Source organism: Shewanella carassii, assembly GCF_019670705.1.
Lineage (GTDB): Bacteria > Pseudomonadota > Gammaproteobacteria > Enterobacterales > Shewanellaceae > Shewanella > Shewanella carassii.
This window is the reverse complement of sequence record NZ_AP024618.1, coordinates 697,235-718,041: the sequence shown is the minus strand read 5'-3', so window position 1 is coordinate 718,041 and position 20,807 is coordinate 697,235. Positions and strand designations below refer to the sequence as shown.

Genomic DNA, 20,807 nt, shown 5'->3' with positions numbered 1-20,807 from the left:
TTGTTATTCCTCAAATTAAATTCATTTTTGTCAGCCAGAGTCGCAGCCAGATCCCCGGCCAACTTGTGACTCCTGTGGTGCTGCTGCGGATTTCGCCCTGATAAATAAACAAAAGCGTTGGTGTCGCCGATACGCCAAGGGAGCGCGCCAAGGCGCCGCTGGGATCATTGACTACCTCAAAGCCATAGCCCTTGTTTTGCAGGTACTGCTTGACCTGGGTGTTATTGCCCGACTGCAGCGCCACAGTCACCACCTGTTCGCGGTCACTGAAACCATCGACAGTGCCGGACACCAAGGGGCAGACGCCACACCAACTGGCCCAGTAGTACAAAATAACCGGGCGCTCCATACTCATGGCGGCGATATCCAGTTGGTTGCCGGCCAGGCTCTGAACCGTTTGCAGTGGCAAGGTTTCCGGCATCTCGCGGCTGCGAAAAGCATCGAGGGCAACACTCACCACCAGAATGAATAGCCCATAGCCAAGCAGGGTCTTGAGCCATTGAAGCCCCTTGTGGGCCGGTTTATTTTTCTGGGTCATTGTCTGCTCTCCGCTTCGGCCAAGGCCGCCAATACCCCATCGCTGCTGAGAATTACCGGTAATGGGTTACCGGCGGGGGTTCCCGGGCCATAGACCTGATTAAAAGGCACCCCAAAGCGGCCATTGGCCTTGAGGTAGGCGGTAATTTCCTCGCTGGGCTTGGTCCAGTCACCACGCATCAGCAGCACTCTGTCATCGCCAAGGGCATCATAAACAGGGTTTTGCAGCAGCACCCCCACCTTGTTGGCCTGACAAGTAATGCACCAGTCGGCCGTGACATCGACAAACACTGTCTTGCCCTCATCGACCGCCTGTTTGAGCTGCACCAAATTCAGCGGTTGCCAGTGGTGATCCGAAGGCAAAGGGCTGACCCAGGCATCCCGGGTCAGATAACCAACCCCCAGCGCCAGGCTGGCAAACAGAAAACTGCCGCCAATGGCATACACCATTACCTGAGTGCCGTAACGCTTGCCCAGCAGTCCAAGTGTCAGCAGCAACATCAAGGCGCCCAGCCCCAAGATGACCGCAACGGAGAAGAAGCTTTGCAACAGGCTCAGCAACCAGAGACAGGTTGCCAGCATCATCAGCGCGAACACAGGCTTGACCCAGTTCATCCAGCGCCCGGGCTTGGGTAAACGCTGCGCCAACGCCGGCCACAACGCCAGCATCAACCAGGGCAAGGCCATTCCCAGCCCCATGGCGCTGAAGAGGGCAAACAGCATGGGGTAGTCGGCGCCGAGGGCGAAAGCCACCGCAGTACCGAGAAACGGCGCGGTACATGGCGTAGCCAGCAGCGTGGCCAGCATCCCCTGCAACAAGTGGCCGAGGCGCGAATCATCACCGGCACCGGCCAGGCGGGTTTGCCACTTGGAAGGCAGGTTGATTTCAAACACCCCCAGCAGATTGAGGCCGAAGCCCCAGGTCAGCAGCACCATAAAACCGATAAACCAGGGCTGCTGGAACTGTATCCCCCAGCCCAGCGACTGACCGGACAACTTCAGCAGGCTAAGACCGGCGGCAATCAACCAGAAGGACAGCAAAATACCCAGCGCCGAAGCCATAAAATGGCCACGAACCTGACTGCGACTGCCCTGGCTGCTCATCATGACCCCGTGCACCTTCATGCCCAGCACAGGCAATACGCAAGGCATGATGTTGAGAATAAGGCCACCGGCCAGCGCCATCAGAAACAGGCTCCACAGCGGCAGGCTCGGCTGCGGCTTGGCAACATGCCCTGTGGCGATGGCGCCGCTCAGTTCGGCCGAAAGGTGTGTGTCGGCCAGATGGATCAGCAGTGGCTTGCCCTCCAGATCCGGCGTTCCCAGCCAGTGTTTGACCCCGAAAGTGGCGGTAAGCCGTTTGCCATCTGTCTGGATCTGCGGCCGGGAGAAGATCAGCTCGCTGACTGTCTCATCCTCGCCGAACAGAAACAGATCTGCCTGTTGCCAGGGGCTTGCGGCTTCTATAGCCAGTTGCAGCAACTGCTGTTTTTCATCCCAGATAATCGACTGCAATACCGCGCCGCCATTGCCCTGTGGCACCTTGGCCATCGCCTCGCCCCACTGGTGCAAAAAGCCATCATCGGCCTTAAGCCCGGCGGCCTGACCACTCAGCTCCACAGGGTAATCGGTCAACACACAGACATTGGTGCAGGAAGACAGGGTCAGGGTGCCCTTGAGCCGAAACGGCTGCCCGGGATCCTTGAGGCGAATAGTCAGTGGAAACAGGGTATCGCCCTTGTAACCCAGGGTTTCTATGCCCTGCAACACATAGCGCTGCGGCAAGGGCCAGTGCCAGTCGACCGTGGCAATATTCTCCGAGGCGGACCAGTCCAGAGTCGGCGGGATCCCGCCTTCCCCCGGCGCGCGCCAGTAGGTTTTCCAGTCGCCGCTCAGGGCAACATCCAGCAAGGCGTTGAGCTCACCGACTTGGCCGGCATCGACATCGGCCAGTGTCAGTTGCACCTTAACCGGAGGATGATCCGGGTGCTTGAGCCAGCCACTGCTCAGCGGCTCTGCCAATGCAACTTGGCTGAGCAGCATCAGACATACCGCGAAGGCATGCCATATTCTTTTTAAATACATGAAATTAGCTCCAAAACAAAACATCAGAACCCGGTGTTAACCGGCAAAAGTTCAGGATGTTTTCATTCCAGATACACGCACAACACTGAGTGTCGCCTTCGTTTGGAGACTATGGGGTGAGAGAGATAAACACTGAAAGGCCGGGTACTGCCGAGCCAGTTGAGCAACAGCAGAAACAGCAACAGGGCAGTGAGTCCCAGTTGCAGTACCACAGGTTGCAGGTTCAGCATATGGGAAGACAGATGGCAGGGCTCTTCATTGAGCTGCGCCTTGCCCGCATCATTGGCGTGAATCGGCGCAGTATCAACACCAAGTTGCGTCAGTTGATGCTGAGCCTTGAGTGGGCAGGAGCCAAACAGCGAAAGCTGCTGACCAAAACAGAGCAGGATCACCAGCAGACTGATGATCAATGACACCAGCGCCCTGTCTCTGAGGGAGAAGCGGTTAACACCGAGTGAAAACCCCATGCTGCACTTTGCTCTGTATGGCCCAAGAATGCCGATAGGGTTCCATGATTGACGACAAAGGTCAATCCTGAAACCGCTGCTGCAACCAATCCTTGCTTGCCATCTGCGCCATTGGCAGGATAATTCCCCCACCAAGCCCCAGTTTTCGACCCCAAGATGCAGCTTAAACCTCTTACCCAAGGCAGATACTCCCAGGAATGGCAATCAGACTACCCTCTAGTGGAGCGGGTATTGCTCAGTTGCGTCAGCGAGCAGCGCCGCTTTGCGCCGGGAGAAGCCTTGATGCAGCAGGGGCAGAAGCTGAATCAACTGGTACTGGTGCCCAGTGGCAAAATCGCCATGAGCTACAGCGCCCGCAACGGCCGCAACTTTCAACTCGGCACCCTGAAATGTGACTCGCAGCTATTCGGTGAAATGGAGTTTTTCACCCAAAACCCCTGCCAGTTGGACATTCTGGCACAAACCCCACTGACCTGCGGCATTATTCCCGCCGACAAGCTGCAGCAGGCCCTAGGTGAGCATCCCAGGCTGGCGCTGTTTTTCGCCAGTGCCATCGCCATAGATTATCAGGACACAGTAGACATTTTCACCCGACGAATGCTCTACCCCATCAGCTACAACATTGCCTACGACCTCTATCACCAGCAGCTGGATGACCTGCCGGTATCTGGGTTCAATAAGGGCTATCTGGAGGCTGAGCGTTTCGGCACTACCGCCAGAGTTTATCGCCGGGCGATACAATCGCTGGAAGATGCCGGATTGGTTCGGCGCAGCAAGGGCAAGCTGGAGATAATGGATCTCAAGGCGCTGCAGGATTTTGTCGAACAAGGGGAGCTTTAGCTCCCCTATTCGCTGAGAAGATCTTCAGGCTCAGACCGCAGCCGCCTCGGCCTGACGCTTAAAGCCCAAATTGGACACCAGCAGCATCAGCAAGATCACCCCGTAGAGCACAGGAATGGCATACATGACGGTCTGCAAGCCCACTATCTTTTCCGCCATTGAGCTGATCGCCGGGCTGAACATGGCGCCGGCACTGCCGCTGATCAGAATGAAAGACACATTGCGGCTACTGGCTTGTTTCACAAAGGAAACCCCATAGGCGATAAAGGCGTTATAGAGCGCGGCGCAGACAAAGCCGTAGCCATAGGTCAGGTACCCCAGGGTTTCCAGATCGCCACAGCTGACAATCCAGCTGGTGAGCAGCAATGCCAACGAGATGATCATCAACAGGAAGTGGCGGATCTGCATCCGGGTCACTATCAGGGTTGAGATCAAGGCGCCCACCAACGCCGCCGACCAGTACTGGGTGATAATATTGCCCGCCTCTTCAAACGGGATCTCAAACTTCTGCTTCACAAACATAGGCGCCCAAGTGAGGAAGGTATAGAGCGCCAACATGCCCAGAAACAGCCCCAGACCGCCGCTGATAATACCGAAGTTCCACTCGGAACGTTGAGCGGACTGCGCCTGTTCACCCTGGCCCTGCACTCGGCTGAATGAAGTGAAGGCCGCCAGTGCCAGAGTCAGCAGGGCCACCAGGCCTACCGCCAGATAGCTGTAACTCCAGGCCATGGAGTGCGTTAGGGCATAAGTGGTGATCAACGGAAACACCACCCCGGCCACGTTAAAGGTGGCATCCTGCACCACCAGCATGGTGGACTGGATTCGCTCCTGCCACAGGGACACCACCAGAGTACCAGCGATACACAGGCCGATGCCGCCGCACAAACCCACCAGCGTCATGGCCACCATAACCACGGTCAACGAAGAGCCAAAATGCAGCGCCAGCGCCGACAGGAAGATAACGGCATAGCTCAGCAGTGTCATCGGCTTGATACCGACCTTTTCAATCAACAAAAAGGCCACAACAGTGCCCGCTAGGGCGCCGCCGTTCAGCAGTGAGAAGATTGAAGCCACATCGTTGACATCGGCTCCGAAGCGGGTGGCTATCGGCTCTATCAACATACCGAACTGAGAGGCAAAACCCGCCATGATAAAGTTGGCCAGAAAACTGATGGCCGTCAGTGTGATTTTATTATTCATTTCTTATCATCCATCAACGTATTAGGGAAGGTGCGAATAAGTCCTCGTTGCCTTCTCTTTTGTAGAGAGTGGCTTGCACAGCAATTGGCGTTCAAGGCATCTGACTGAAGGCATGCCGGGGCCTGTCGAAGTCAGATAACGCAGAGAGCCGGTTGCTGTGAAAGCCCCGAAGGGCGTGGCTTACAAGCCTGCCTGCTGTGTTGTGCTTCTTGCAAAGGACTAGGGCCATTTGCTGCGAACCACGCCTTGCATCCAGGCCCGTAAGCCGACGCAGAGCACACATGGGACTTGTTTGCACCTTCCTTAGGCCACGGCCAGCGCCAGCGAGATCATCTGGTTAAACGACAGCTGGCGCTCTTCGGCGCTGGTTTCTTCACCTGTGAGGCAGTGATCCGATACGGTCAGAATCGCCAAGGCCTCGATACCGAACTGCTGCGCTAGGCCATAGAGACCGGCCACTTCCATATCTATTCCCAGAATGCCGAAGCGCTCCAGCGCCGGGATCAGATCTTCATCCGGGTCATAGTAGAGATCGCCGCTGAACACATTACCCACCCTGACATTCAGCCCCTGGACCTTAGCCTGTTCCCAGGCCTTAAGCAGCAGCGGGAAGCTGGCCGAAGTCGGCATATGATAACCTGCGCTGCGCTTGGCGTTGGTGACTGAATCTGTCCCCGCCGCCTGAGCCAGGATCACATCACGCATCTGCACCTGACGCTGGGTCGCCCCCAGGCTGCCCACCCGAATGATACGCTCAACCCCGAAGTCGTTGATCAGCTCATGACCATAAAGCACCATGGAGGGAATTCCCATGCCGTGGCCCATTACGGAAACCGGCTTACCCTGCCAACTGCCGGTATAACCCAGCATATTGCGCACCGAAGTCACCTCGCGGGCATCATCGAGAAAGTGCTCGGCAATGTATTTGGCCCGCAAAGGATCGCCGGGCATGATAACTGTCTTGGCAAAATCGCCTTTGGCGGCGTTGATATGTGCTGTCATAAGCTGTTCCTCGGATAAAAACTGGCCCGAGTCTACCGGCGACGCCAAAAAAGCCTTGAGGACAAAAGTCCGCTTGCGGGGATTTGTTTACCAAAATGCCACACTCCTCTCAGCCAACTACACGGCTATTTTAAGGCAGGCACAGAGCCGAGTCGGCACTATAAACTTTGCAAACGGCGCCAGCGCTGCTTTAGCTCCTTGTGATTACTGCGCACCAACTTCCAACGCTCGCAGGCATTGAAACGGGCATAGTCGGCAATGGCCCTGGTAAGCTCGGCCAGCAATCCATCATCCAAAGGCCGATTGGCATACTCAGGCTCCAACACCAGGTTTTGCAACAATAGGCATTGGCGCGGCCGGTCGGCCTTGACGTCGACCCGGCCGATAAACTGCTGGCGCCAGAGGATGGCCAGGCTGAAATAGCCGTAAACTCGCTTTTCCTGCGGCAGGTACACCTCCAGTTGATAGTCAAAGCCAAACCATTGCTTTAAGCGGTTACGTTGAATAACCAGGTTATCGAAGGGATTGAGCAGCCAGACCCGATCCGGGATCATGGGCGGCGCACTCAGTTCTGCCGGGCAGAAATACTGCTGACCATCGACCTTAAATTGCTGCAGTTCACCGGCCTCCAGCCCTTGGGCCAACACCCGCTTGATAACCAGCCGCATGCCTTTACGCAGATAGGCAAACTGGGCCTCTGAGCCAAAACCGTTGGCATTGAGAAAACGGTTCACCAGATACCGGCCAAACTCATCATCGTCGGGCACCCGGGTATCTATCCCCGGCGGGAGCACCCGCTCGGCCAAATCATAAACCTTTTGAAACCGTTCACGCCGCAGTACCATTAACTCGCCGCGCATAAACAGCTGTTCCAGCGCCTTCTTGGCCGGTTTCCAGTCCCACCAACTGCCACGCGGATCACTTGAGTGTTCAAAATCACTGGCCTTGAGCGGCCCCTCGGCGCGCACTCTGGCAAGCACTTCCCGCATCAAGGGCTCGTCCGGTTCAAACCAGTGTTTATCCCCCTGACTCAGTTGCCGTTTGCGTTGCAGGCTGTACCTGTAGTCACTCATGAGCAGATAGGCCGCGGCGTGAGCCCAGTACTCGAACACCTCTTTAGCGGCCATAGCCTGTTGCAGCTGCTCGGGATGATAACCGGGCAACCGGCTATGCAGCACATGGTGATGAGCCCGCTCGACCACATTGATGGAATCTATCTGCACATAGCCCAGCTGATGGATCATGGCCGCCGCCGATGCCGCCGGTTGCAACAAGCCCTGGCGCTGCAGGTTGAGCCTGAGCCATTCAGCGATGGTCAATGGTCCATACAAGGGTGTATTCATGGTGCCTGGCTCCCGATAGCCTTGGTTTAGCGTGGCGCTATGATGACAGCTCAATGCCGCTGCCAATGCGAGTAATCAGTTTGCCCTTTTCATGACTTTCGATGCAAATTTGTACTCAAGCTCACAAAAAATACGCTTTTGCCAAGCTCCAGAGTTGAATGGAAAGCCGGATTATGCGCATATAGCTGCAACCTTTATTAGAATCGACAATAACCAAGGTACATTATGAGCTCACCTTCCTCTGCGCGTTGGCCGCGACAGATCCCTTTTATCATTGCCAGTGAAGCCTGCGAGCGTTTCAGTTTTTACGGTATGCGCAACATTCTGACCCCCTTCCTGATGACGGCTTTGCTGCTGTCGGTGCCGGAAGAACTGCGTCAGGGTGAGGCCAAAGATGTGTTCCACTCCTTTGTGATCGGGGTGTATTTCTTCCCTCTCTTGGGGGGCTGGTTGGCCGACCGTTTCTTCGGCAAATACCACACCATTTTATGGCTTAGCATAGTCTATGTGATTGGCCATGCCTTCCTGGCGATTTTCGAAACCAGCAAAACCGGCTTCTACTCAGGCCTGTTTCTGATAGCCTTGGGCTCGGGCGGCATCAAGCCGCTAGTGTCCTCATTCATGGGCGATCAGTTCGATCAGAGCAATAAGTCGTTGGCGCAAAAAGCCTTCGACATGTTCTATTTCACCATCAACTTCGGCTCCTTCTTCGCCTCGCTGTCGATGCCGCTGCTGCTGAAATTCTTTGGCCCTTCAGTGGCCTTCGGTATCCCGGGGGTATTGATGTTTATCGCCACGGTATTCTTCTGGGGCGGCCGTAAACGTTATGTCCACCAGCAACCCGAGCCCAAAGATCCACACGGCTTCCTGCCGGTGCTCAAGAGCGCCATCTTCACTCCGGTGCCAGGCAAGGCCAATACAGGTTTGCTGCTGAGTGCCATAGGCATAGTGCTGGCGCTGTTTTCCCTCACCCAATACGACAGCCTGGGAGTGGTGACCGCGCTCTGTCTGGCGATGGTGCTCTTGATGGGCTTTGTCGGCATAGGCGCCTCCATGCAGCTGGAGCGGGCCCGCAATCAACATCCGCTCGAGGCGGTGGACGGTGTGCGCGCCGTATTCCGCATCTTAATCCTGTTTGCCTTGGTCACTCCCTTCTGGTCACTGTTCGATCAAAAGGCTTCCACCTGGATTTTACAGGCCAACGACATGGTCAAGCCGGACTGGTTTGAACCGGCCATGATGCAAGCACTCAACCCACTGCTGGTTATGCTGCTGATCCCCTTTAATAACTTTGTGCTTTACCCCATGCTGGAGCGCAGCGGCATGCGTCTCAATGCCCTGCGTAAAATGGGTGCGGGTATCGCTTTCTCCGGCCTTTCCTGGATAGTAATAGGCAGCATTCAGTTGATGATGGATGGCGGCACCCCCATGTCCATCACCTGGCAAGTATTGCCTTATGCACTGCTGACTTTCGGTGAAGTACTGGTTTCTGCCACCGGATTAGAGTTTGCCTACAGCCAGGCACCCAAGTCGATGAAAGGCAGCATCATGAGTTTCTGGACCCTATCGGTCACTGTGGGCAACCTCTGGGTGCTATTAGCCAACGCCAGCGTCAAGAGCGATGCCGTGACCAATCAGATTGCCGAAACCGGCCTGAGTGTCACCGCCTTCCAGATGTTCTTCTTCGCCGGCTTCGCCCTGCTGGCCGCCTTGGTGTTTGCGCTCTATGCCCGCTCTTACACCATGCAAGATCATTATCGGGCAGTGGAACCGCAACAGGGTTAAGGCGTTTGCCGCCAACCTGAGCGGCAAAACCTCCTTGATTTCCCCCCTCCAAAGACCCAACGTGAGTTGGGTCTTTTTCATTGCCGATAATAATAACCGCCGGAAACCAAGTTATTCCCTTCCCCGATAGCGGCGCTGCCAAGAACAACCTGTTGCACAGACAATCCTGTGCCTGGGTATTGGCTAAGCTGCAGCCAATACCCAGCAGTGAGGATGGGCAGGAAGCCTGAATGCCGTGAAGGACAGGACGTCCGAGAACGGCCTCTCGCACAGTCAATCCAGTGACACGGCGAGAGTTTCGCAGCAACGTGCTTTCAAATACTGCCGTTATGCATGGATGCATTTGCTCCACGACTTTAGGCCGCTGACACAGCGGCTAGCATTGCTTTCAGCTCAAAATAGCCAAATAACATAGATTGAACTTCCAGCAACGGATGTCTCCCATTGCCTGCCGCAGGCTTATGCACAGGCGATCCTGTGACTCGCTGCGAGTACGTCCCTGTAAGCTCTACCTCGGCGTCCATGCCTCGGAAGGTCACAGTTCCGCCTGTGCCTGGAATTAGGCGCACATCTGCAGCTAAATACGACACTGTTGGAGGAATAATTGCACCGACTTCCCCCCTCGGTGTCGCGTAGCGACCGGCTACGAGCGAGAGCCAGGGATGGCGAACTGGCCCTTGTGCATGGATGCATTTGCTCCACGACTTTAGGACGCTGGTACAGCGGCGATCATGGCTCCAGCTAAAAGTATCTAAGCTAATATTGCCCGAGCTTCCGGCGATAGATGTTGCTCATTGCTTGCCGCCGGCTTATGCACAGGCGGTCCTGTGACACGGCGAGAGTTTCGCAGCAACATGCTTTCGAGCACGAGTCATGGATGACGAGCTGACCGTTAAACAGGGACGTTATTCGAGTACGTCCATATAAGCTCTGCCTCGCCATCCCTGGCTAGGAAGGTCACAGTCCCGCCTATGCCTGGAAAATAGGCGTATGTCTGCAGTTTAAAACAACTCTGTATGGGAAGAATTGCATCAAATCCCCCTTCGGAGCCGCCGCTGGCGTTGTTGCAAATTGGCGTAGCCGAGACAGGGATGTCGAGGCTCGAAGTAATATAAACAGATGCCCCCGGCATCCGGCTCAGCGAGCACCAATAATACGCATAGACTATTGAAAAAATAACATTTTCTATACTTATGATAATTTTTCGTTTTTTATAATTTTTATGTGAACAAGCACGTAAACATGCGGATGAAAAAAAAGCCTTAGGCTGATATGGTTTATGAATAAGTCATTGACTATCAGTATCATGCAGGGAAAAAGCGAAAAATTTAAAAAGAGGGAGGAGCTTCTTCTCAATGCTGCAGATCAAATAATTAAAGAAGAGGGGTTAATATCCTTCCGATTCTCGCAACTGGCGAAAAGAGCCAACTGCAGTATGGGCACCCTCTATAGCCACTTCATCAACAAGGAAGACCTGCTGGTTACCCTGATGGCCAAGGAGACCCAACGCTTGCTGGTGATGCACACCTCTGTGCTTTGCATGAAACTGCGTCCGGCAGAAACCTGGCTGACATTAAACCTACTTCCCTTTATTTCGCCAAATCGTTTCAGCACCAGTATTTCTGTACTCGCTGAACTGCCCCAAATATCGGCCAGTGCCTCAGAAGAACGCCAGGAACAACTACGTAAACAGTTAATCCCCTTTTGTCAGGGAACCAAACGTTTTCTGCAACGCGCCAAATTGCAGGGGGAATTACTTTCCAGCGATGAACAAATCGCCCTTTGCCGCAATACAGTGCTATGCATTCAACGGGGGGCCATGGCACTGTCGACAACCTTGATCTTGGAAGAGGAACCGGCATCACTCAAGCCAATCCCTCTGTATAACATACTGTTTGAAGTCATTAATAACCTTCAGTGGCAACATCCTCTGGATAATACATCTCATACCCGAATCGAGTCGGCATTATCCCAGCTTTGATGATTTTATGCCTTTCCCTGATAACAAGAGTTTTATTCTTACTGACAAGAGCAAGCTCAACCAACATCTAATCAACTAATCTTTAATTCTTTTCAGATCATAATGCGCCGATGGTTTTCGAAAAAAAATCATAAAACACCCTATCAAACTACGCGCCAGCCACACTTATTAACACTGGAATACCCTAAGAAATAAAATAAGTGAAAGATAGTTGCGACCACTAAAAATAACGGAGTATCCCATGTTTAATTCAACCAATGCGTTTCGTTTTTTTTCAATGATGATAGTTCTGACAGTAACGACCATCGCCGCTATCGGCTGTCTGGGTAATATCACTGATTCAGAATCCAACCTACAATTTGTGCGCCACGTATTTTCCATGGACACCACCTATAACAGCCCGGATATTATGTGGCGTGCCGTCACCGCACCTTCTGTCCATATGATAGGCTTTATTTCCATCATCATTATCGAAGCTACCCTCACCTTCTGCGGCTTCCTGGGGCTGTTCAAGCTTGCCAAACACTTTAACTCTGATAGTCAAACCTTTGAACAGCAGAAGACCTTAGCCCTGATAGCCATGGGATTGGCGGTATTAGTATGGGGCTTTATTTTCCAGGCGGCAGGTGGTGAATGGTTTGCCAGCTGGCAATCTCAGCACTGGAACGGTCTGCGTGATGCCACCCGCATAGTCATGATGGCCATGTTGGGCGGTGTCTGCCTCAAGCTGGCCAAGTAGGAGAGTTCGAGTGAAACGACTATTGCTACCCTTGGCTATGCTCACCCTGCCAATTCAGGCCGCCCCTTTGGTAAACTGGCATGATTTCAGCGTAACCGGCCTCTATGGCGAAGACTTTAAACTGGCACCATCCGATCAACAGTTTACCCTGACCCTGGAATCGGCTGGAGGCTGGCGTTATGGCGATTGGTTTTTGTTTCAGGACTTTACGCATTTTCATCACTCCCTTGGTAGTGAGCGAAGCAACTACGGCGAACTGACAACCCGCTTTAGTTCGGCGAAAATATTTGACGTAAAGTACGACAACAACATAGTCAACGACTTATCTTTGGCTCTGAGTCTTGAAGAAGGCAAAGGCGATGTAGAGAGCCTGCTTTATGGTTTGGGGGTCGACTTTAATCTGCCAACCGCAGACTATTTCAAGGTTAATTTTTATCGGCGTCAGGGGCTGAATAGTGACAATATCAGTGATGGTTGGCAACTCTCACCCAGTTTCAAATTCAGCTGGCCGTTGGGTGATAGCCAGGTAGTATTTGATGGCTATATTGACTGGGTAGTTTCTTACGATGAAGCCATTAAGGAGGAAACATTCCATTTCAATCCCCAATTAAAATATGACTTGGGAGCCTATCTAATGGGGAAAAAGAATAAACTCATGATAGGAATAGAGTACTCTCTGTGGCTCAACAAGTATGGTGTTAAAGGCGAAGACCAAAACAACTTTTCCTTTATCGTTAAATATCACCTGTAAGACGTAAAACTGTCATCACCGCCAAGAAGGCCGAGATGGTATATTTCAGTCACCTAAATATCGACTTTTATATACCATTATCGGCCTCTTTTTCCGGCGCAACCCATTACGAATAGTCTAAAGAAGGTGCGAACAAGTCCCATGCGTGCTCTGCGTCGACTTACAGGTCTGAATGCAAGCCCTCAACCCCAATCGACCGCCACTAGAGTCAAGCCGAATAAGACGGCTTGATAGCCTGGACTCACCAGGGGACAGTGAAATAGAGCCGATATAAAGTATCTTCATCCCAGGGCAGTATAGGTTGATACTCTACACTCTCCTTGGGCCATTTATCGTAATGGTCCAAGTTGTAGCAGGTATGCTCCATAGATAAGGTTAACTCAGATGCCTTGAACAACCTCGGGGTATTCACAGTCAGGCCCACCTTGTAAACCGTCTCCAGAGTTTCACTGCCATCGGCCCAATACGCTAGATGGCCCTCAAGCTTCCAACTCGGGGCCAATAACCAAAATCCCCCCAGTGCAGTAGTCCAGGCCGTGGCATCATTGCCAAACTCGCCACGTTGATAACCGCGGGACTTGGGCACATCATCGTCAATCTCAAGATAGTAGTACCCCATTCCCACCTCGGCAGTCATGCCAACGGCCTGCCGATGGTAGTCCAGTAACAACGAAGGATAGAGCTTAATCTGTTTTTCTACCGAACTGACGGTATTACGCTTTCCCCGCAGCGACAGTTGCCAATCCAGGGTTAAGTTATCCGTCAGAGTTAGCCACTGGCCCCGGGCAAAGTAGCCGGACTGAAACCAGATAGGAATATGATCGGGATCCAGCTTATCTTTATCGTTATCGAGATAGATGTTCAGGTTGCCATGAAGGGCAATCTCTGACTCGGTGAGATAATCCAGACTCACTGCCACATGGGCCCCCAGGGTGTCTGAACTTTCCACCTGAAAATCATGAAGCCCAAAAGCCAGCTTCCACTCAGGCTCAGCAGCAATGCACTGATAACTGCCCAGCAATGCCAGGATACTCGCTAAAAGATATTTCATATTCCCTCTGCAATCGTTCGGGCCGGAGCACTCACGCGGCTCAGGCTTGGCAGCATTTCAACACATCCCCGTGCGCCTTGACGCACATTCAAAATTATAGCCATCTCCCTCGGTTAATTTGAGCAATGGGCCGCTACTACAGAATATTTGTATGCTTCAACAAGCCATTTTTTGATAAGGCAACTCACCGACCCAATCTGGCAGCCGATCCTGCGCTCGGCCGATACCGACACTCCTCGGTTAACAGATTCGAGTTACCAAAGGCGCTGCAACTTGCTCCTTCCCCAGCCGGGGAGTACCCTCTTTTGCAGCCAACCGTTTAAGCAGTATCGGGAATTGATCGCCATGCCAAAGGAAATATTTATACTACGCCACGGCCAGACTGAGTTTAATGCCGCCGGTAAGCTGCAGGGACACTGTAACTCACCGCTGACCGAACTCGGCAGGGCGCAGGCCAAGGCCTATGGTGTTGCCTTGCAACAACAGCTGCGGCAATCGGCAGGAAATCCCGAACACGAATTTCAGCTGGTTTCCAGCCCGCTGGGAAGAGCCATGGAAACGGCGACTCTGGTGGCAGAGGTGCTTTACCGGGATCCCGGCACCATTATCGCCGAGCCCAGGGTGATTGAATGCGGTTTAGGTGAATGGGAGCAGACCCGGGTCGCCGATATCCACGCCGCCAGACCCGAGCTTGCCGGGCGCAATGACTGGTATCTGCAGGGCCCGGGCGCAGAAACACTACCCCAGGTGCAACAGCGGCTGGCACATTGGCTGACCGATCCGGCAACCCCGGAGCGAGTAATCCTTGTATCGCACGGCCTGACAGGGATTATCCTGCGCGCCCTGTTGCTGGGCCTGGATGACAAGGCACTTTGGCGTCAGGACAAACCTCAGGATGCCCTCTATCACTTTCACAGTGAGGCTCAGGAGAGGCTCAAACGCATCTGTTGCTGACTCGCCAACCAGTCGAAGTGGGCCAGCAAGGCCTGCAAATAGCGTTGCTCTTCCGCCGGGAGTTGTCCCTCGGCCGCGGCTATCTGTTGTAAGTCGCTCAGCAGTTGCCTTACCAAAGGTTCGGTGCAGTAGCCCTTCCACAGTCTCAGGGCGGCTTTTTTCGGCGAATGGCAGTAGCGCCGCAGCTGAATATTGACAAACCAGTCGGCCCGCTCCCGGGCGCTGGGCATCAGCGTCATCACATACCAGTTCATCCTCTCCTCCTCAGGCGGATAACTTGATCCTGTCGCGGCCATCGCTCTTGGCCCGGTACAGGGCTGTGTCCGCCGCGCTGAGCATGGCCTCGGCCGTGCGGTACTGGCCATTGATCTCAGTGGCAATCCCCTGGCTGACACTGACACAAACCTCACGGCTCAGCCCCAATTTGACGAAGTCCAGACTACGAATGGCCTCGGCTATTTGCTCGGCCACCACCCAGGCCATGGCGCTGTTGAATCCGGGCAACACCAGGGCAAACTCCTCACCGCCAAAACGCGCCGCCAGACACTGGGGCGATGGCAACGCCGCAGCTATGGTCTTGGCCATCAATTTCAGGCATTCGTCCCCCATCAGGTGACCATGCTGATCGTTGAACTGTTTGAAATGGTCGGCATCTATGATCAAGGTGCTGATGGGCTTGTGCTTATCGACGCACTGCTGCCACTGGCGTTCCAGTGTCTCGGTAAAGGTGCGGCGATTGGCCAGTCCGGTCAAATAGTCGGTCGCCGCCAGGGTGGACAGGCGTTTAATCTCATCCCTGTGACCGCTGAGATCATGCAAACCAATCACAAACAGCGGCAGCAAGCCCTGAATAAAGGAAAGCGATAGATTCACCGGCAGCTCGACCCCATCGACACGTCTGAGCAATACCTCCCAGGGACCATGTTGCAGCGGTACCTGGCGACCGTATTGGCTGCTGAACATGCTGGCGTAGCGGCTACGGTAAGGCGCCGCCAACCAGGTATGCCAGAATTCACCGGCAAAGGTTTCGCTCTGATCGCCCAGCAGCTCGGCCGCCGGAGAGTTCACCGCCAGCACTTTGCCCTCACCATCGGCCAGCACCATAGGTTGCTGCATGCACTCAATCAGGGTCGCCAGAGCCTCGCTGTCACACTCACACTGACTAAAACCAGCTTCATTGCTGTAGGGGCTTGCCATGCTGTTCTCCCTCCCGACCTGCGGGTTGTTCAATTTCGACAGGGATAACTCTAGCGCGTACGTACAAGGCTAACCTTCTGATAAGCTTACGATGTAATTAATTGAAAAATATCGTTAATAATTCCAACCTTCTGTAGGCAGGAAAGGCGTCCAACCACAGAAATGCGGCAGTGATTGGCAACCATAGGAGCCTTTCGGGCGGGAAAGAATCCCCGTTCGGCACGGTTCGGGGAAAATAGTTACTTTATATCCTTAGTGACAACTTTAAGATTAGAGCCCCCACACTGAAACGAGAACAAGCAGAATATCTCTAATGAGTAGCAGCTGAGACAGACACCACTCCGATTAATGCAATCAAGCCGGATTTAAAGTTTGGGTCGATTAATAACCTGAGGATCTGGGCTGGCCAGCAAGAGTGGCGATTCCTCACTGCTGAACAGGAATTGATACTTGCCTGTGCCTGTATTGCGCATAGGGTCATGCAGCTGCAGCGTCAGGCCATCGGCGCTGACTTCGACCCGATCGATATGACCATCGAAGGGGTTGGTGAAGGCGGCACCGACAAATTTCAGCCCGGCCGGAGAATCTTCCAGGTTCAACAGTTGGTAGGTGATCACCGCAGGTTCACTGACCACCACATCACCACTGCACTCCACGCCCTGCTGCGAATAGTGAAAGCTCGCCTGCCGGGCGCTATCCAGAGTAACACTCAGCACCACGGGCTCACTGACATCACAGTAAGGTAAACGCGGCCTCAACAATAGGCTGTCGGTTTGGCTCAGCTGCGCCGCCTGGTCAAACTCGGCCATCCTTGACTGCCAGCCAAACAGCGCCAGGATCCGATAGACTTCCGAAGCACTCAGTGGTTGTTGCAACAGCCGGCGATCCAGTTTCACCAACCCCTGTTCGCCAAACACCAAGCTATTGATAAAGGCGGGTAAAGACTGCCCCAAGGGCTCCAACGGCGAAGGCTCGGCCAGCAAGAGTTGCAACTCGGCGTCACTCTTTACCGGTGCCATCGCCAGATCGATCTCGGCCTGAGTAGCGGCACTCAGTGCCAGGGGAAAGCTTGCCAGCAGCGCGCTGGCCATCAAAGCAATACGCATAACGACTCCATGTCAATCGCTCCACATGCCTTATGTGGAGATGAAAAACTGATTGGGTAGCTCCGGGACAGAAGCCACCCAGGTTAATGTAATCAAGCTTGGATTAAACACCCTTTCAGCAACATAAAATTACTCAGTCGTTTCCGGTATTCACGACTTCGGGATCTTGGCTTGAAACCAGCAGAGTGTTGCTGCTGTTACTGAGGATCAGCCTAAAGCCTGTCTTGCCCACCACAGAGTTGGTATCCATTAGTATCAACATATCCGGGGCCTCGGTCTTGACCGCATCGATAATGCCGTCGAAGGGGGTATCGAAAGAAGCGCCGACAAAGGCCAGATCCATATCAGTCTTGTCCTGCAGCTTATAAATAATATGAGTATTGGGCTTATCTACCACTACTGGGCCGTCCGGCTCATAGGCAAACTGAGGCACGCGGTTATCATCCAGAGTAATGGTTACAATGATATTTTTTACGGGTACAGACATAGCTTCATCCTTGTTTCAGGTTAGTTTTTGAGGGGGTATTTAAATTGACTAAAACGATAACCAAGAGGCTCATATTTAGCCTTCATTTTCAACAGTTCCTGTTGGTCATCCATGCAATCCAAAGCCATAGCATAAGGCGCGAGTATACGGGCATCACGATTCACAGTGACCCATGGTTGCAGCATTCGGCCGACTTTCTGGCAGTGAGTATAGGCAAAGCTTATATCGTTATTTAACATGGACACACTATAGGCGGTTACAAGCCCAGCCTCGGCCAGGGCTCCCATATCGACAGTGCCCAAAACCGTTTTCTGTCCTAATGTTGTAAAAAACGCTTCTGCCAACAAAGCAAGTTTTTGCGCTTGCTGGTAATCACCTTGTTCGAGCCGCTCATTGGCAGCAGCCAACCAAAAACGAGCCTCCAATTTAAGCTGTTTAGTCGAGGTTTCGCTTGACGGCTCACTGGCCATATATCCATTCAAAGTATTAAGCATGCCCGTTTTTTCTGTTGATGCCGGTAGCAAGCTAACCAGTAACACCTCAACAAAAGATTGCTGCATTCGCCAGCGCTCATTTTCCGGATCGGCCTCAAGTGCGGCAGCAATAGCCCGACTGGCTTCCATTGCGCTCTCTCTGGCCAATTCGGTTTGCTGCACCGCTCTGTACAACTGAGCCAAGATCTCCAGATTTCCGGATAATCTATATAGTTGATAGGGTTCTCCCTGAGCCTGCCGCTTTAACTCTTCGGCTATCTGCCTATGAATGGCGATGGCTGCTTGAATATCCCCTTCTGCACTCGAAGACCTGGCTAGCCAGGAGCGAGCATTGGCGACATCGGCCAGACGCTGAGGATCATCTGGCGACTCGGCCAATGCAATCAGCTTGAGCCGCAGCGATTCTTCAAAGCCCTGGCGCGCCTTGCTGAAGTCCTGCAGCTTCATCGATAAAGACCCCAGAGAGTTATGGGCGTAGGAAAGTTCCATCAACGCTTCGCTGTTGTCCGGCGCCAGTCGGTACATGGCCTGGCTGTGTTGCAGATAAGCCTCGAACCAGGGGCGGGTGCCCTGCCAATCGCTCTGGTCATACTTGAGTTGCCCAAGCCAAAAGGCATTGGCGCCAAGGGTCTTTAACAGCTCCAGCTGATCTGTACTGCCGGACAACAGTGGCAAGAGTTTGTCTCTGGCGGCCAGCAGCGCCTTTTCCGCTTCATCCACCCGGCCACGGGAATAGGCCACCTCCCCCATGGCTTCCAGTGTCTGGCCATGGCGAAACAGCGCCGCCTCACTCAGGCTGCCGTCGGCCTCACGAAAATAATCCAGCGCCTTGTTGCTGACACCATCAAGCAGATCCATCCGGCCTATGCTGCGCAGCTTGTCGGCAAAGTCGCCCACCATAAAGCCCAGCAAGTCTTCTGCCGCCAGGCGCTTGGCCTGCGCCTGCTGCTCGGCTTCAACGCTGCGATAACTCATGAATACCGAGATCAGGGTCAAGAGACATAAAAGCATGAAGGTCGCGCCCTTGAGGCGCCGCTGGCGCCGCCCTCTGGCGCTGGAGGCAGCAACATAGCTTTCGCTGACTGGATCCAGCTCCAGCAGGGGATCGTTTTTCAGCGCCAGCGCTTCGGTCAGCGGCTTGCCCTGGGGCAGCAGAAAATCGCGGCTGCACTGCAGTTGCTGCCAGCGCCTGGCCTGATGGAACAGCCTGGCCTTGGCCGCCAGCCCTTCCCTGTGGCTATCTATCCAGTCTCTGGCCCTGGACCAGCGTCTGAGCAAGGCTTCATGGGCTATGCTGAAACCGGGTTCGCTGTCCTCCAGATGGGAGACAAACAGCCGACTGTCGACCAAGGCCTGTACCAAGGCACGCTCGGCATCCGTGGCCAATTCGGAATATCTGGCGCTGCGACTGGTGACAGACTGCTCATCTTCCCTGAGGGTCACCAGCAGCGACAGCACCCGCGGCAGGGCCGCCCTTTGCGAGCTCGACAAAGAGGCGATGGCATCTTCGGCGGCCTGGCCTATGGCTCCGGCCAGCCCACCCAGGCGGTGATAAACCGCCAGTTGCAACTGGTTGTCGTCACTGCGCTGCAGATACAGGGCCTGCAGCATATACTGCAACATGGGCAAGGCATCCGGGTTACTGGCGGCCTCACGGCACAGCAGCTCATCCAAGCCCAGTGCCGATTCAGGGTCAAATTCCCAACTCAAGCCTGCGGCTGCGGCCGGCAAGCGTATCATCTGCAGCAGTTCCTGACGGCTGGGCGGCAAGAGATCGAAATGGGCGCCATTGCCCTTGCCCGCCATCAAGCTGGGGCTGGCAACCACCTGAGGGTAGAACTCATTGCGACAGGCGCTGAGCAGCAATACGGCTCCGGAACGCGCCAGGGTGTCGAGTAGCGCCAGCCCCTGCTCACGGGCGGCGGCCGAGAAGCGCGGCGAAGACAGCAGCACTTCCAGACGGTCGACAAACAGGCCGAACCTCGGCTTCTGCCAACTTTGGGACGGCAGCGCCTGGCAGAGTTGGGCGCAGAGGCTGTCGATATCCTGTTCCAGTGCATGCGCCAGCGTTTCGGCGCTGTAGCCTGCCAAAACCGGCGCATCGTCCAGCTCCCAGTCGAGCATGGCGGCGGCCAACTCCAGCAGCAGTTGATCTTCGGCGACATCGGCCAGATCCAGTATCGAATAGCAGGCCAGGCCTATGCCGTGAAAGCCCTGAGGCGAAGCCAGATTGGGCAAAATACCTGCGTTGATCAGCGACGACTTACCGCTGCCACTGGGGCCAAGCAGCAAGCAAAACCCGCGACCATGTTTAATCTGCCGGGCTATGCGTTCCAGTAAGGCGTTGATCTGTTCGCTGCGGCCGAAAAACACCCCGGCATAATCGGCGCTGAAGGGTTTTAACCCGGGAAATGGTGAGCCCAGGCTCCAGGCCAGCGAAGGCAAACTGGCTTCGTGGCCGATGGGGAAACGGACATCGGCTACAACTCGATAGCCGCGTTTGCGGATAGTTTCGATGAAAGAAGGATCGCCGGCCTTGTCGTCCAGCGCCCGGCGCAGCTGATTGATGGTCTTGTGCAGCGGGTTATCGCCCGTGTCGCTGCCGGGCCAACAGGCATCCAGCAGCTCATCGCTGCTGACTACCTCGCCGCTGCGACGACACAGATACAGCAGCACATCCATGGCTTTGGGTTCCAACTGCCGCAAGCGCTTTCCCAGCCGCAAACTATTGCTGCCGGGATCGACCTGCCAATCACCCAAAAAGAAGCTGCTGTCGCTCATGGAA

General features: G+C 54.3%; 19 protein-coding genes. 7 read left to right on the top strand and 12 right to left on the bottom strand.

The window, feature by feature from the left end:
- Nucleotides 1–10: 10 nt before the first annotated feature.
- The 3 genes from K5621_RS03385 to K5621_RS03375 all read right to left on the bottom strand — a co-directional run bounded on the left by K5621_RS03385 (nt 11) and on the right by K5621_RS03375 (nt 3,089).
- A complete protein-coding gene (locus K5621_RS03385; RefSeq protein WP_221050421.1) occupies nt 11–538 on the bottom strand; it encodes a protein disulfide oxidoreductase in 528 nt (175 codons plus the stop codon).
- On the bottom strand, nt 535–2,622 hold the full coding sequence (locus K5621_RS03380) for a protein-disulfide reductase DsbD family protein (protein ID WP_221050420.1): 2,088 nt from the start codon (nt 2,620–2,622) through the stop codon (nt 535–537). The genes K5621_RS03385 and K5621_RS03380 overlap by 4 nt, the downstream gene beginning before the upstream one ends.
- A 62-nt stretch (nt 2,623–2,684) precedes the next feature.
- Nucleotides 2,685–3,089, bottom strand: a complete 405-nt coding sequence (locus K5621_RS03375) for a hypothetical protein (RefSeq protein WP_221050419.1) — start codon at nt 3,087–3,089, stop codon at nt 2,685–2,687.
- A 156-nt stretch (nt 3,090–3,245) separates the two neighbouring features.
- On the opposite strand from K5621_RS03375, the gene K5621_RS03370 reads away from it, so the two are divergent.
- Nucleotides 3,246–3,929: a Crp/Fnr family transcriptional regulator gene (locus K5621_RS03370; protein WP_100143137.1), complete on the top strand. Its 684-nt coding sequence runs from the start codon at nt 3,246–3,248 to the stop codon at nt 3,927–3,929.
- A gap of 30 nt (nt 3,930–3,959) precedes the next feature.
- Here K5621_RS03370 and tsgA read toward each other — a convergent pair whose 3' ends face one another.
- The 3 genes from tsgA to K5621_RS03355 all read right to left on the bottom strand — a co-directional run bounded on the left by tsgA (nt 3,960) and on the right by K5621_RS03355 (nt 7,465).
- Entirely contained in the window at nt 3,960–5,132 is a 1,173-nt protein-coding gene (gene tsgA, locus K5621_RS03365; RefSeq protein WP_100143136.1) for an MFS transporter TsgA, read from the bottom strand.
- Between the two features lie 303 nt (nt 5,133–5,435).
- The gene (gene deoD / locus K5621_RS03360) at nt 5,436–6,134 is read right to left on the bottom strand and encodes a purine-nucleoside phosphorylase (RefSeq protein WP_129979196.1); all 699 of its coding nucleotides are present in this window, start codon (nt 6,132–6,134) and stop codon (nt 5,436–5,438) included.
- 158 nt (nt 6,135–6,292) lie between these two features.
- The gene (locus K5621_RS03355) at nt 6,293–7,465 is read right to left on the bottom strand and encodes a winged helix-turn-helix domain-containing protein (RefSeq protein ID WP_425332464.1); all 1,173 of its coding nucleotides are present in this window, start codon (nt 7,463–7,465) and stop codon (nt 6,293–6,295) included.
- 237 nt (nt 7,466–7,702) lie between these two features.
- Here K5621_RS03355 and K5621_RS03350 point away from each other — a divergent pair, with 237 nt between their 5' ends.
- The 5 genes from K5621_RS03350 to K5621_RS03330 all read left to right on the top strand — a co-directional run bounded on the left by K5621_RS03350 (nt 7,703) and on the right by K5621_RS03330 (nt 12,733).
- The gene (locus tag K5621_RS03350) at nt 7,703–9,262 is read left to right on the top strand and encodes a POT-type proton-dependent oligopeptide transporter (RefSeq protein ID WP_071237389.1); all 1,560 of its coding nucleotides are present in this window, start codon (nt 7,703–7,705) and stop codon (nt 9,260–9,262) included.
- 80 nt (nt 9,263–9,342) lie between these two features.
- Nucleotides 9,343–9,492, top strand: coding sequence for a hypothetical protein (locus K5621_RS03345; RefSeq protein ID WP_221050417.1), 150 nt, complete (start codon nt 9,343–9,345; stop codon nt 9,490–9,492).
- A gap of 1,049 nt (nt 9,493–10,541) precedes the next feature.
- Nucleotides 10,542–11,243, top strand: coding sequence for a TetR/AcrR family transcriptional regulator (locus K5621_RS03340; protein WP_221050416.1), 702 nt, complete (start codon nt 10,542–10,544; stop codon nt 11,241–11,243).
- Between the two features lie 241 nt (nt 11,244–11,484).
- Nucleotides 11,485–11,982 carry a DUF2165 domain-containing protein gene (locus K5621_RS03335; RefSeq protein ID WP_071237391.1) on the top strand — a complete coding sequence of 166 codons (498 nt, stop codon included), beginning with the start codon at nt 11,485–11,487 and terminating at the stop codon, nt 11,980–11,982.
- A gap of 10 nt (nt 11,983–11,992) precedes the next feature.
- A complete protein-coding gene (locus K5621_RS03330) occupies nt 11,993–12,733 on the top strand; it encodes an ion channel protein Tsx (RefSeq protein WP_221050415.1) in 741 nt (246 codons plus the stop codon).
- A 241-nt stretch (nt 12,734–12,974) separates the two neighbouring features.
- Here K5621_RS03330 and K5621_RS03325 read toward each other — a convergent pair whose 3' ends face one another.
- Nucleotides 12,975–13,784 (bottom strand): hypothetical protein, encoded by an 810-nt coding sequence (locus tag K5621_RS03325; RefSeq protein WP_221050414.1) that lies wholly within the window; start codon nt 13,782–13,784, stop codon nt 12,975–12,977.
- Between the two features lie 345 nt (nt 13,785–14,129).
- Between K5621_RS03325 and K5621_RS03320 the strand changes: the two genes are divergently transcribed.
- Entirely contained in the window at nt 14,130–14,738 is a 609-nt protein-coding gene (locus K5621_RS03320; protein ID WP_221050413.1) for a histidine phosphatase family protein, read from the top strand.
- Here K5621_RS03320 and K5621_RS03315 read toward each other — a convergent pair.
- The 5 genes from K5621_RS03315 to K5621_RS03295 all read right to left on the bottom strand — a co-directional run bounded on the left by K5621_RS03315 (nt 14,708) and on the right by K5621_RS03295 (nt 20,803).
- Nucleotides 14,708–14,992: a hypothetical protein gene (locus tag K5621_RS03315; protein WP_101095660.1), complete on the bottom strand. Its 285-nt coding sequence runs from the start codon at nt 14,990–14,992 to the stop codon at nt 14,708–14,710. The genes K5621_RS03320 and K5621_RS03315 overlap by 31 nt on opposite strands.
- 10 nt (nt 14,993–15,002) lie before the next feature.
- Complete coding sequence (locus K5621_RS03310) at nt 15,003–15,935, bottom strand: sensor domain-containing diguanylate cyclase (RefSeq protein WP_025011740.1); 933 nt, start codon at nt 15,933–15,935, stop codon at nt 15,003–15,005.
- A gap of 365 nt (nt 15,936–16,300) precedes the next feature.
- A complete protein-coding gene (locus K5621_RS03305) occupies nt 16,301–17,041 on the bottom strand; it encodes a DP-EP family protein (protein ID WP_221050412.1) in 741 nt (246 codons plus the stop codon).
- A gap of 133 nt (nt 17,042–17,174) precedes the next feature.
- A complete protein-coding gene (locus K5621_RS03300; RefSeq protein WP_071476765.1) occupies nt 17,175–17,528 on the bottom strand; it encodes a DP-EP family protein in 354 nt (117 codons plus the stop codon).
- 20 nt (nt 17,529–17,548) lie between these two features.
- Entirely contained in the window at nt 17,549–20,803 is a 3,255-nt protein-coding gene (locus tag K5621_RS03295; protein ID WP_221050411.1) for an nSTAND1 domain-containing NTPase, read from the bottom strand.
- Nucleotides 20,804–20,807: the final 4 nt, after the last annotated feature.